General features: G+C 38.9%; 8 protein-coding genes. 5 read left to right on the plus strand and 3 right to left on the minus strand.

Features of this window, described 5'->3' with window-relative positions; translation table 11 throughout:
• Positions 1-287 precede the first annotated feature (287 nt).
• Both AC27GZ_RS09690 and AC27GZ_RS09695 read right to left on the minus strand, forming a co-directional pair.
• Entirely contained in the window at positions 288-884 is a 597-nt protein-coding gene (locus AC27GZ_RS09690; RefSeq protein WP_487094758.1) for a peptidylprolyl isomerase, read from the minus strand.
• Positions 885-967: 83 nt separating this feature from the next.
• Positions 968-2,425 carry a Gfo/Idh/MocA family protein gene (locus AC27GZ_RS09695; RefSeq protein ID WP_487094759.1) on the minus strand — a complete coding sequence of 486 codons (1,458 nt, stop codon included), beginning with the start codon at positions 2,423-2,425 and terminating at the stop codon, positions 968-970.
• Between the two features lie 259 nt (positions 2,426-2,684).
• Here AC27GZ_RS09695 and AC27GZ_RS09700 point away from each other — a divergent pair, with 259 nt between their 5' ends.
• Genes AC27GZ_RS09700 through AC27GZ_RS09720 form a run of 5 tightly spaced genes read left to right on the plus strand, consistent with a single transcriptional unit; the run spans position 2,685 to position 9,181 of the window.
• Positions 2,685-3,968 carry a D-tagatose-bisphosphate aldolase, class II, non-catalytic subunit gene (locus tag AC27GZ_RS09700; protein WP_487094760.1) on the plus strand — a complete coding sequence of 428 codons (1,284 nt, stop codon included), beginning with the start codon at positions 2,685-2,687 and terminating at the stop codon, positions 3,966-3,968.
• Positions 3,969-3,982: 14 nt separating this feature from the next.
• The gene (locus AC27GZ_RS09705; protein WP_487094761.1) at positions 3,983-5,101 is read left to right on the plus strand and encodes an SIS domain-containing protein; all 1,119 of its coding nucleotides are present in this window, start codon (positions 3,983-3,985) and stop codon (positions 5,099-5,101) included.
• Positions 5,102-5,130: 29 nt separating this feature from the next.
• Positions 5,131-6,039 (plus strand): ROK family protein, encoded by a 909-nt coding sequence (locus AC27GZ_RS09710; protein WP_487094762.1) that lies wholly within the window; start codon positions 5,131-5,133, stop codon positions 6,037-6,039.
• The gene (nagA, locus tag AC27GZ_RS09715; protein ID WP_487094763.1) at positions 6,032-7,213 is read left to right on the plus strand and encodes an N-acetylglucosamine-6-phosphate deacetylase; all 1,182 of its coding nucleotides are present in this window, start codon (positions 6,032-6,034) and stop codon (positions 7,211-7,213) included. Before AC27GZ_RS09710 ends, nagA begins: the two co-directional genes overlap by 8 nt.
• A gap of 27 nt (positions 7,214-7,240) precedes the next feature.
• Entirely contained in the window at positions 7,241-9,181 is a 1,941-nt protein-coding gene (locus AC27GZ_RS09720) for a purple acid phosphatase family protein (RefSeq protein WP_487094764.1), read from the plus strand.
• Positions 9,182-9,900: 719 nt separating this feature from the next.
• Here AC27GZ_RS09720 and AC27GZ_RS09725 read toward each other — a convergent pair.
• On the minus strand, positions 9,901-12,768 hold the full coding sequence (locus AC27GZ_RS09725) for a TonB-dependent receptor domain-containing protein (protein WP_487094765.1): 2,868 nt from the start codon (positions 12,766-12,768) through the stop codon (positions 9,901-9,903).
• Between the last annotated feature and the right edge of the window lie 373 nt (positions 12,769-13,141).

Here is a 13,141-nt window from a genome sequence, read left to right on the forward strand (position 1 = left end):
TATTGCTGCCAAAAGCTTTTAAGTGGCAAAATGAATGGCTATACAAGGATTATCTTAAAGAGTTAATAGGTGCAATGGTAAAGGAAAGAAGTAAAGTGAGGCTTTTTTTAATGAGCTTGTAAATTTAGCCTCAGGTATTTTAGTTTCTGCTTTCGTTTATGATTTGGGCGAAGCTTTCACTAGTGAACAAGTTGCTCTCAATAACAGTCTGTTTATGTCAGAAGGCGAAAATTATATATTCTCGCGCTTTTTAAAACATTTTTCTGATTTTTCGACAATTTTTTTGTTTATTCAAGAACCTCGGCTTTATGAATAACTATAGGTTGTTTTAATTTTTGCCCCTTCATATAACCATCTGTTGTAAAAGCACTTTTGTCTATGTTATGAATTTTGTCGATAATATCCATGCCTTTAATCACTTCGCCAAAAACCGCAAAGCCTTGTTTATCTTCTGTTCGTCCATGGCCATGATCTAATAAAATTGAATCTTCAACCATAATAAAAAAATACGCTGCAGTTCCCGTTCCAACGGCTCTTCTAGCCAAAGACACAGCTCCACGTTTATGGGTAAGACCTGTTTGTTGGGTTGACTCGTGAGCGATGGGAGGGTGTTTTTTTCTATTGTCGAGTATACCGCCTTGTACTAGGTTTACTTTGTAGTCAGTTGGATCGTTGTCATCGCGCACAACACGAAAAAAGCTTATATCTGAAAACAAGCCTTCTTCGGTGTAGGTTAAGAAATCACCTGCTGATAACGGTGCTTGTTGATGATTAAGTTTGATAACAATATCACCTAACTCGGTGACCAGTTTCACTCTGTCATTTGCTACGCCAAACGGGCTAGCCATTAATAAACTTATAACGATTAATAGACGGCGGATCATTTTTTTGTCCTTTAAAAATAAAAAAGCCTGCTTAAAAAATTAAACAGGCAAAAAGTGCGCATTACAACATCAGGGCGAACATTTTAGGAAACGATTCCGAGTGGTTTACCTGTTTTCCAAGCTCCACGAGTAAAGTCAGGAACGTCTTTACTATTACTTCGATCCGCAACTGAATCCATACTTAATGGGAAGATTGAAGACCACGCAGCAGCGTCATAAACATCTTGGTCAAGTGGCTCGCCATTACGTAAACAGTAAATAATACGCCAGTTCATAATGAAGTCCATGCCGCCGTGACCACCGTGGATAGCGGCTTGATCGGCCATTCTAGTCCAAAGAGGGTGATCATATTCTTTGTACCATTTTTCCATGTCACGATCCCAGCTATGGAAGTTTTTCATACTTGGTTTGCGACCAGGCTTGCCAGCAGCTTCCCATTTGGCTAACTCTTGTTCGTATTCTGCTTGGTAAATCTTTTTCACATTTTCTGGGGCATTTTCCAGTGCGATACGATTTGGGAAGCCTCGGAAAATACCGTTAGTTCCTTGGATCAGGTTATGACGAGTATAAGGGCGCGGACTTGTAGTGTCGTGCTGTACCATAATTGTACGACCTAACGCGGTTTTAATGGTACTAGTGTTCATGTCACCAGCAATAAATTTCAATGAGTTACGTTCATGATCCGCAGGAAATTCTTCTTTGGCGTATTCTGCACGGCCCAATGCTTGTGAACTCATAGAAGTAACGTAATCAAAACGGTCACCTCGGTTAATGTTCATGTATTGAGATACCGGACCTAAACCGTGCGTTGGATATAAGTTACCGTTACGTTTTGTATGCCAGTATGTACGCCATGAACCTGTGCGCTTCTCTATTTCTTTCATCTGCCAACGTAGTTCATGAATATAGGCGGCTTCTGCGTGGATTAAGTCACCGAATAAGCCTAAACGACACATGTTGAGCACCATTAATTCGTTTCGACCGTAGTTAACGTTTTCCATCATCATGCAGTTTTTCTGAGTACGCTCAGCGGTATTCACTAACTGCCAGCACTCTTCAATAGTAGTTGCTGCTGGCACTTCAACAAATGCGTGTTTACCACTTTCCATAGTTTCGACACTCATTGGTGTGTGCCATCTCCATGGTGTTGCATTAATAACGATATCGATGTCATCTCGCGCTAACATGTCTCGATAAGCATAATCTGATCCTGTATAGGTGGCAGGTTTTGGCAATCCTTGATCAGTCACGTATTTAACAGAATTATCCAGAGCCTCTTGGTCGATATCACAAATAGCTTTAACTTCTACTCCTTCAATATGACAGTAATGACGAACGTGATACTTACCACGCGCGCCCACGCCTATGAAAGCAACGCGAACAACGTCCATTTTAGGCACAGTCATGCCCATAACAGATTTACCTTGTTGTTTGAGGATTGGGGTGTTTTTTTCAGAAGTTGTGGCGCAACCTGCGACAACAGTTGCTGCGGCACCTGTTGCAAGGGTTTTTAAAAAATTACGGCGTTCTAAATCAGACATAAGCTTTTCCGTTCATTAATAGGTTAGTCAGCTCAAAAGCTGTGATGCATTTCTATTTTCAATAAAGGTAAATTATATTTCAAAAACTTTCAATATCTAATTTGTTTTATTTGTTTTTCTATATATAAAACCCAAAGTTAATTGTTTAGCTATATTGCGAAAGAAAATGAAAGCTGATAGTATTTTTGTATTATCAATGTCATTACTATTTTTTTGAAAGAAAAGTATAGTTAATCACATCACTAATCCAAGGATTTCGATGAAAAGTATAAACGAAATAATTAAAGCAAACAGAAAAGGGCAGAAAGTAGGGGTTTATTCTGTTTGTTGTGCTCAACCGCTGGTAATAGAAGCTGCTATTCGTCAGGCCATTGCAGACGATACATTTGTGTTAATCGAAGCAACGGCTAATCAGGTCAATCAATTTGGTGGATATACAGGGATGAAACCAAGTGATTTTATTTCTTTCGTTCATAATATTGCCAATACTGTTAGTTACCCAATAGAAAAAATTGTCTTTGGTGGTGACCATTTAGGCCCTGTGTGCTGGGTAGATGAAACGGCAGAGCAAGCAATGGCTAAATCAAAAGAATTGATTGCTGCCTACGTAAAAGCGGGTTTTAAAAAAATTCATTTAGACGCGAGCATGCCATGTTCTGATGATGCAGTTGATTTAGACGATAGCATCATTGCCAATCGTGCCGCTGAGTTATGTCTTGTGGCAGAACAAACTGCCATTGAAGCGTTTGGAAGCTCTGATATCGTGTATGTTATTGGTACTGAAGTACCGCCGCCAGGTGGAGCAACTGAAGAAATTGATACCATTGAAGTAACACCAAATGAAAGAGCGCAGCAAACAATTGAATTACATAAACGCTTTTTTGACTCAAAGGGCTTAGAAAATGTTTGGAGCCGAGTTGTTGGTTTAGTAGTACAGCCAGGTGTTGAGTTTGATCACACGGGTGTAACTGATTATGTCTCTTCAAAAGCAAAGCAATTAAGTGATATGGTTACTCAAGTTCCTAACTTAGTGTATGAAGCCCATTCAACCGATTACCAAAAACCAAATGCATACAAAGAATTAGTTGCTGATCACTTCGCTATTTTAAAAGTAGGTCCACAGTTAACTTTTGCTATGAGAGAAGCGTTATTTGCATTAAGTTACATAGAAGATGAGTTAGTACCAGAGGCAAATCGCTCAGGGTTAAGAGATGTTTGTGAAACTCAGATGATCAACAATAACAAGTACTGGAAGAAGTTCTACCAAGTACCAGAAAATGAAGAAACTATCTATCGCCGTTTCAGTTACAGTGACAGAATTCGTTACTATTGGAACCTTGATGCGATAGAGGCGAGCGTAACTAAATTGCTCGACAATTTAAACGAAATATCCATTCCGTTACCATTAATTAGTCAGTTTTTACCAAATGAATATTGGGCTATTAGGGACGGTAAACTTGAAGCTAAAGCGAAAGCAATGGTTATCCATAGAATAATGCAAGTGACTGAATTTTATTCAACAGCTTGTTTTAAACAAGCGTGAACGGAATAATAATAATGAATAAACTATTAAATGTAGACGTAGATGTTCTGAAATCTAAAAACGGTTATTGGACTGCTGCAGAAATAACACAGCAACCAAACATGTGGCGTCAGGCAGAAGAAATCGTATCAGAAAATGCGGAAGCTATTTCAACCTTCTTAGATCCAGTTTTAAAGCTAAATAACCTAAGAATTATCTTAACAGGTGCGGGAACATCTGCTTATGTAGGCGACTCATTAGCACCTTATTTAACTAAAGCAACGGGGCGTTTAGTTGAGTCAATCAGCACCACAGATATTGTAGGTTCGCCAGAAAGTTATTTAATTAAACAGCAACCTACGTTATTGGTTTCATATGCACGATCAGGCAATAGCCCGGAAAGTTTAGCGGCTGTGAATTTGGCTGACCAAGTTGTAGAGCAGTGTTATCACTTGGTTATTACGTGTAATGAAGAAGGTGAATTAGCGAAGGGTACGGTTGGCAATAGTAAAGCGTTAAGCTTAATTATGCCAAAAGAAACACTAGACAATAGCTTTGCCATGACAAGCAGTTTTACTTCAATGTTTGTCTCTACCTTGTGTGTGTTAGCACCAAATCAAGCGCAATTATCGAAAGCCATTGATTGTACAGGTGATTTAATTCAGAACTCTCATCAAATAATCAATGAATATGCAGATGGTAGTAGTAACCGTTTTGTCTTTTTAGGTACTGGACCATTACTTGCGATGGCAAGGGAAGCATCGTTAAAATTTTTAGAGTTGTCTGCAGGTAAAGTGTTAAGCTTCTTTGAGTCACCATTAGGCTTCCGTCACGGTCCTAAATCTTTAGTGAATGGTGAAACAGATATCTTTATTTTGTCGTCTAATGACGCCTATACTAAGTGTTACGATACTGATTTAATTAATGAATTGAAAAACGATAAAATCGCTAACTGTGTTTTAGATGTAAAATCGATATTGCCAGAGTCAGGTAAAGCGCTTGATGATATTTGGTTAGCGTTACCTTACATAACATTTTGTCAGATCTTGTCTTTTTACAAGTCATTAAATTTGGATATTACACCTGACAACCCTTGTCCTACAGGGGAAGTTAATCGAGTGGTACAAGGGGTCACTATTCACCCTTTGAGCTGAATGTGATCTATTTATACGAGTAAATTCGAATGACAATATACGGTTTAGATATTGGCGGGACAAAAATAGAAACGGCCATATTTGACCAAGATCTCAATATGATTGACAGCTGGCGTGTAACAACGCCAACTGACAATTATCAAACTTTCCTACAAACCATTCAGCAACAAGTGCAACGCGCAGATCAACTAAGCCAACAAAAAGGTAAAGTGGGTGTGGGCATGCCGGGCTTAATCAACGGCAAAGGGCAAGTACTTTCTGCCAATATTCCTTGTGCAACAAATCAATTGATTAGCCAAGACTTAACCGAGCTATTAACTAGACCTGTGGCAATTAAAAACGATACACGTTTATTTGCATTATCTGAAGCACACCAAGGCGCAGGGCAAGGTTATCAAAGAGTATTTGGCGCCATAATTGGCACTGGAGCAGCTGGAGGCTTGTGTGTCAACGGACAGTTGCAAGACACCTTGTTGGGGATTGCGGGTGAGTATGGACATCTGCCGTTATCGGCTCAATTACAAAAAAAATATCAATTGCCCGTTATAACTTGTGGTTGTGGTTTAGTTGGATGCGTTGAAAGTTATATCGCTGGTCCTGGCATTGTGCGTTTGTATGAGTTTTTAGGCTTTGAACCTGTAGAAGCCAAACAATGGAGTGCCAACCTCAAGGTAAATAATGAGCAAGCACAACAAGTGCTTAATTGTTATTTGGATATATTAGGCGAAACCTTTGCTTCCCTTGTTAAGTTACAAGAACCCGATGTTATAGTGTTGGGTGGCGGCATTTCATTAGTTGATGAGGTGGTGTCAGGTTTACCCAGAGCAATAGAGTCTCACTTATTTTCCGGCTTTAAATCACCGCCTGTACTAAGAGCTAAATTTGGCGATTCTAGCGGTGTTCGTGGTGCCGCAATTTTAGGATTAAACAATGATTAATGAAAAAACCTATTATTTAAAGGCGAACAAAACTTTCACCGAAACTGAAGTATTGTCACAGCATTACGTGTTAGTTAACGGCGGAGTGATTACTGAAATTACAGAATCACCGAAAGTAGGCATAAAAGTATTTGATCTTGGCGAATTAAACTTAATGCCCGGCATGATAGATTTACATATCCATGGCCGTGAAGGGTGTGATGTCATGGACGCAAAAATGTCATCCATTGAAACCATTTCTAAATCACTGGCTAAATACGGGGTTACCGGTTTTTTGGCTACCACGGTCACGGCAAATTGGGACACCACACTAAAAGCCTTTAGTGTGGTGGGTGAAGCAGCTCATAAAGACATAATAGGTGCGGAAGTATTAGGCGCTTATAACGAAGGTCTATTTTTCACTGAAACGCACAAAGGTGCCCATAACGAGAAATTCTTTTTACCTTTAACTAAAGAGCGTATTGATGCCATATACGAGGCGAGTCAAGGCACGCTCAAGGTCATGGCTTTAGCGCCTGAATTACAAGATTCTACCGACATTATTAAATACTTAGATTCCTTAGGTGTTAGAGTCATGCTCGGTCATACTAATGCCACCTATCAACAGGCTAAAGATGCATTAGCGGCTGGTGCTTGTGGTGGTGTTCATATATTCAATGGTATGAGCGGTATTCACCATAGAGATCCTGGTTGTGCTGGTGCTGTATTAATGGATAAAAATGCAGTGGCAGAAGTGATAGCTGATGGCGTACATTTACACCCCACCATTATGCAATTGGTGTATCAGTTAAAAGGGCCAGAAAAAATGGCGTTAATTAGCGATTGTATTAACGCTGGAGGCTTTGCTGATGGCACCTATCGTTTAGGTGAATTAGATGTGGTCGTTGAAAAGGGAATAGCCCGAACTGCCTCAGGCTCTCTTGCAGGCAGCACACTTACCTTGAACTTAAGTGTGAAAAACTTGGTGAATATGACTGACATTTCTTTATTAGAAGCCGTCAATATGGCCAGTTTAGTACCCGCTAAGCACATTGGTGTTGATGAACACTTGGGCAGTATCGCTGTTGGTAAGCGAGCTTGTATGTGTGTCATGAACGACAACTTTGAAGTCACAGCAACCTTGGTGGATGGCCAGCTGGTTCACTTATCAAACGACGCAACACAATTTAATTAATCATTTTCCAAATAAAGGAATAAGTACATGTCCAACCTGAGTGTGCTCACTCTGCTGCTGATACTTTTTGTTGTTGGCTGCACAAGTATTTCAAACAAAATTAGCACTGAAACTGTTGAAACTAACTTACCAAAAACAACCTTAACTGCTGAATTTTTGATTCATCCCTATTTGCAAGCGCCAAGTCCAAATAGCATGACCGTGATGTTTGAAACCAATCAGATCAAACCTAAGGTGTGGTATCGCGAATTTGGTAATAAGGGCGTATTTTCGAGTTTCAATGCAATAGAGCACCCAGACAAAAAAGTCTTTGAAGCCAAGTTAACGGCTCTTAAATCCAACACCTTGTATGAATATTATATTTCGACTGTTAATAGTGCAGGTCAAATTAGTTTAACACCACAGTATGCTTTTAAAACATGGCCAGCTAAAGGTGACAAAATTAAGCAGGTTAAGTTTATCGCATTAAGCGACACTCAATTAGATCAAAATGAAAAAGTGGCTGATGAAACCATTTGGACTTATCGCTCTGTTCTGAAAAACATTATTGAAAAGGGGATTTTAGCCTTTGAGTGTGATGCAACAAAGCCTCATACATGTGCTGAAAACTTGGCAGGTATTACCATTTCGGGAGATGTATCTCAGTTTGGTGGTTATAGCCGATCTTATTGGCAAAAACACTTATTTGCTGAAATGAAGTCGATTACTCCCTATGTACCTTTAATACCTGTACCAGGCAACCACGATTACTACTATGATGACGAATTATCCATGTACAAAATGTATTTTTCGCCACCAGAAAACGGCTCAAAAGGTTTTGAAGAACAATGGTTTTATTTAGATTACCAAAACATCCGCATCGTTGGTTTAGACAGTTACCCAATTTCGGTTTATCACGGTAAATTTAATAAACACACATTAACCGCACAGCTTGATTGGTTAAAAGCAACACTGGCAGACGCCAAGGAAAAAGATAAATCTTATGTAGTTGGCTTATTCCACCACGGTTGTTTGTCTGAACTTTGGAATCAAGGGGAGTCAGTTGGATCTTGTGAGTTAGTGAGTGAATTAGAAAAGTACAGCAAAGATACAGGCGCATTCACGGGTCACTTTTTTGGTCATACTCATGCCTATTCCCGAGGGCAGTCGATGGATGCCCCTCATCTTTGGTTGAATGCTGCCAGTAGCGCAGGGTACATAGAGCCCATGCATTCGGAAAAATATTACACTGACAATATCACTGACTATAACACTTTTGAAATGAGCCGTAGTGAGTTTGGTTATAGCGCGTTAATTTACCAACTAGGTGATGAGCCTTCAGTAACCTTAACTAGACGAAAAGGTGGGTTTGATGATGACACCAAAGGCTGGAAGGTTGATGAAGGAAAAGTTACAGACTTAGCGTTTAACGTCATTGATGAAGTTACTTTTAAACCACAGCTAAATAACAACACCCCAAAAGTAGACAAAACCAATACAAGATTTGGTTACTCGCCTGTGGTGTTAAGTATCCAGCAAAATGAAGCTGATACGGTGCGAGAAGTACAATGGCAAATTAGTACCAGTGATGATTTTAGTGAAAATGTCTTTGATATTTGGGGAAATGACACTCGTAAACAAAACTTGTTTTACCAGTCAGTCGCGAATACTACAGGCAACAAATATTCAGGATTTGATGCAATCAATACTCAAACGCAAACTAATATTTTTCGTCTTGAGCTTTCTGCGTTGTTAGCTAAGAAAACCATTCTTGCCGGTGGCGATGAACATTACCGCTGGAACAAGCGTGTTGAAAGAATGAATAGTCATGTCTCTACATACGATGAATTTGATGGTGAGCAAAGGCCTAATCTTACTTTACAGCTAAATACTACCTATTATTGGCGTGCAAGAACCCGAAACATGGAAATGAATTGGTCGAAGTGGAGTGAAAGCGAACCATTCACAACCCAATACACCGCTCAATAAGTCTCTTTTAAGTACTCACCAAAAAACGCCGTTATACATTACTATGTATAGCGGCGTTTTCGCTCAGGCTTTAGTTTCAGTGCTTTAGTTTCAGTGCTTTAGTTTCAGGGGTTATTTTCAGGGCATAGTCTCAGGGCTTAGCTTTTAAAATATTTGCGTAAAACTCAATAACCTTTTCATCATATTGAAGTTTGTGCTTTAGTTTGTAAAACCCGTGCCTACCGTTCTTAAATTCTAAATTCTAAATTCTGAAAAGTATTTTTGTATTTATCTAGCTATTCGATAAGCTTTTAATCCAGCTTATAAGGTGCTCGTAGCTCATCGCCTCTATTTACCGTGAATACTGCGAATACCATGACTACAATAAACACTGTAAATTGTATTTTATTAGCGTTTAAACGGAGCAGAGTATTGTTTTAATGATTAAAAAGGGTAGAGAAATTGACACTTAACAGTTTTGCGCTTTGAATGGTTTTATATAGTTGAATAGAAAAAATAAACATCTTAATAGCACGTTAGCCTGATTAAATATGTCTGACGGTTTGATATGTATTAGTAAAACAATTGTGATTCACTTTAGTGATAAGGTGCAGGAAAGAGTGATAAGGTTCAGGAAGTAGTGATACGGAGCAGGAAGTAACTATAGGAATGTGTTGCTAGGAGTTGTTGAAAAATATGATGAGAGCTGTTTACCAGCTCTCATCATATACGGACTAATCTTAGAAGTTATAAGATAAGTTTACGGTAAAGTAACGACCGATAGTATCGTACATACCATTAGAGTAACCATAACGGTAGTTTGCACCACCACGGTGAGCTCCTGGGAACTCAGGTGTTTCTTTATCCGTTAAGTTATTAACAGATAAAGAAGCGCTTAAGTCATCTGAAATATTATAAGACGCGAATAAGCTCCAATAGTCGTAAGAACCTGTTTCATACGGGTCATACTCTTCAATCGTATTGTCAAGCGAGTCAGTTTGCGTACCAATATATCTATGAGTTAATTTAACTAAGAAACTATCATAAGTATAAGTGATGTGCGTATTACGGCGCCATTCAGGGTGAGCCATAAGACCAACAGTATCTTCTTCATCTGAAGTTACGTCAGCTTGTAACGTACGCTCCTTCAACTGAGACCATAATAAGCCTAACTCTAGTTCACCTACGTCGCCTAAGCTAAATCTATAAGTCGCTTTGTAGTCAATACCACGAGTGTGGTGTTGTGCTAGATTTAATTGCGTTAAGTTAACATTGTCAATTAAGCCCGTTTGCTCATTACGAGAAAGGAAACCACAGAAAAAGTCTGGGTTATCTAATCCTAAGAAGTAACAACCATCAAGAACAGTACGAGTTGAAAGAGAAGCGATTTTGCCTTCCAAGTCAATGTCCCAATAATCAACTGTTAATTCTAGACCTTCGATAGCGCTTGGTGAAATGACAACACCAGCAGTCTTAGTATAAGCAACTTCTGGCTCTAGATCTTTGTTACCAGAAGAGTTGATATCAGCGTAACTCCATGGGTAGCCAGTATTGTTTTCCATATCAATGCCTTCTTTGGCACATTGCTCTTGTGGGCTAGGTTCCCAATCTAAGTAATATGGGTTACATGGTTCATAAATCCACTCATTGGTGTAACTTTCTGTAGTGAATGTTTCTGTAATATTAGGCGCACGAGCTGCTTTTGCATATGACGTTCTTAACTTAACATCATCAATTGGACGCCAATCTAAGCCCATATTCCAACTCGTGTTACCACCAGCTAAATTATAATCGGCATAACGTACAGCACCTTCAACAGCTAGGTTTTTAGCCATAAATACATCAGTTAATAGCGGAACACGTATTTCTGCATATACTTCAGTAACACTATAGTCACCTACAACGTCTTTATAAGTAGTGCCAGCTGTACCAGCTAAGTTTACATCTGAGTATTCATCAGCACTTGATTCTTTACGGTATTCTGCGCCAGCAGCAAATTCTACTGTGCCGTAAGGAAGTTCAAATAAGTCACCCGTAATACCAGCAGCAACTACAGTTTGTTTAAGTCGCTTATGATCTGTATGAGGATCTAATAAAACAGAATCTATTTGAGTTTGTGATAATGGTTGGAAAACATTAAATGGTGTACAGTCCGCATATAAATTACAACCATAGTCACGATGCCATTGACCTTCAATTGAATGCCAGCCGTAATCTTGGAAAGTAGAACGACGCCATTGTTCTTGATTTATATTATTAATGTTAGTGGATTCACTTTTGGTTTGACCGTGTTGTACGTATGCATTCCACTCGTAATCGCCAATAGTACCTTCTAACCCAACAACTACTTGGAAAAGATCTGATTGCCATTCACGGCCAGAACGACCAACTTCAGGGAAGAAACCAGCATAATCTAAACCTGCACCCGTTGAGTCAACGTATGCTTGCTGTTCATCATTATAAAAATCATAGTCAGTAGGTAGAGTTACGCCACCATAAACTGCTGGTGGAGCAAATTTTTGCTCAGATTCAGAACGCGCATATTTAGCATCGACAAATAAATCTAATGTGTTTGAGATTTCTTGTTGCCAAGTAAGGTTAATATTTGCTTTTTGTGTAGGTACTGAAATTAGTTGGTAGTGGTAACTAGAGAAATAGTAATCTAAATCTCCCAATACTTTAGCGTAATAAAAGCCTCTATCTGCGTCTTGTATATCATATCCTTGCGTATCGATAGCAACATTGTTGCCATTAGCATCAACACGATAAGGTAAGTCATTCATTAAAAAGTTACGATCATGGTTATATGCAAGGTTTGTTGTTTCCATCGCGATGCGATTTGGAATACCTTCAATGTCCATGTTTGGATCTTCAGGGTTAACAACATACCCTCTGTCTACATATACATAGTCACGGGCAATTGCAGGAATGTCTTTCGATTTAGAAAGTGATAAATTAACTACTACATTACCTGTACCGTCAAGAACGTCTTGACCATGAGTTAAGTTAAATTTAAGACGTTCACCGTCGCCGTGACCTGAAATACCTGTAGACAAATCTAACTTAGTGCCTTCAAAGTCTTTCTTTAAGATGATGTTCATAACACCGGCAACAGCGTCAGCACCATAGATAGCAGATGCACCACCGGTCAATATTTCGACACGCTCGACTAATGCTTGTGGGATTGACGAAACATCTACTGATGTAGTGCCAGGAAACGAAGGTACATGACGACGACCGTTAACTAAAACAAGCGTTCGTTCTGAGCCTAAACCACGTAGGTTAGTACTAGACATACCAGCACTACCATTGTAGTTACTTGTTGTGTCGCCTAAATCAGGGTTGACCATTGGTAACGTATTTAAGGCTTCACTCAGGTTTAACGCGCCAATTGCACGGATATCATCACCTGAAACTGAAACTATAGGTGTTACTGCTTCGATAGCTGCTTTTTTAATTCGGCTACCCGTTATTTCGATCAGTTCCGTTTCTGAAGCTTCCTCTTCCTCTTCGGCATAGGCATAGTTGCTTATAGACAAAGACGAAAGTATAGCTAGACATAAAGGAGTTAGAGCTCCTTTTAAATTCTTAATTGTATTCTCTTTCATATTTCCATTTCCTATAGCTCTTTTTGGCTCATTGTTAGAAAGTTGCTTTTTATCTTTACATGCTATTTTTTGCTTTCTATATGTATCAAGAAGCAAAAAGGGTTTGAATGACGCTTTTAAACTAATGTAATGAGTAAAAAAATGTAATCAATTGTGTAAAGCTTAAGCTAATATAACAAATACGAAGATAAATGAAAGCTATAAAATCAAAAAATGAAGTTAAGTGAAGGTTTGTTTGCTTTCCTTGCGTTGTTTTTAACGTTGTTTCTTCGGTGTTTTTATATGTTTTTACTATAATGGTTTTCGCTTTTATTAAAGAGAGTTATAGCAATGGCTTTCTTATTATTTTCAATCAAAACAGATGGTTAAGGTG

This window comes from Colwellia sp. SU-HH00943 (genome assembly GCF_057546125.1).